Source organism: Micromonospora endophytica (genome assembly GCF_003236305.1).
In the GTDB taxonomy this organism is placed as follows: Bacteria; Actinomycetota; Actinomycetes; order Mycobacteriales; family Micromonosporaceae; genus Micromonospora; species Micromonospora endophytica.
The window spans coordinates 1-512 of the sequence record NZ_POTX01000520.1; the positions used below are offsets into that span (position 1 = coordinate 1).

The following is a 512-nucleotide window of genomic DNA, read 5'->3' on the forward strand; positions in this document are numbered from 1 at the left end:
GCCCCACCGTCGCTCCGCCGCCGACCCGCCGGGAGAGGCGGATCCGGGCGGGTCGGAGTCGCGCGATCCGCTGTCGGTGCTCGACGCGTTCTCCGCCCGCCTGCCGGCCCGGGCCACCGTGACGGTGGACGGCGATCCGCTGCTCGCCGGGTATGCCCGACAGCTGCGCTCCCGGCCGGGTCTGGTCATCGGCGACACCCCGAGCGGCGCTGCGGTGCCGTACGCGGTGGCCGCCAAGTTGGCCGACCCCGACCGCCCGGTGTTCGCCCTGACCAGCGACGCGGGCATGCGTCCGCACGGCCTGGCCGAACTGGTCACCGTCGCCCGCCGCTGGCCGGCCTGGCCCGATCCGCGCCTGGTGATCGTGGTGTTCGGCACCGGCCGGCCCGGCACCGAGGACGTGCCGTACGCCGGCTGGGCCCGCCTGCTCGGCCTGCACGGCATCCGGGTCGACCAGGCGCGCCTGATCGGCGTCGCCTGCCACGAAGCTCTCACCACCCCCCGCCCCACCC

The 512-nt window shown here is 77.1% G+C and carries 1 protein-coding gene; it reads left to right on the top strand.

Annotation, left to right across the window (positions count from 1 at the left end; all coding sequences use genetic code 11):
* The coding region (locus tag C1I93_RS30880; RefSeq protein ID WP_258378404.1) for a thiamine pyrophosphate-dependent enzyme at positions 1-512 on the top strand (512 nt) is incomplete at both ends.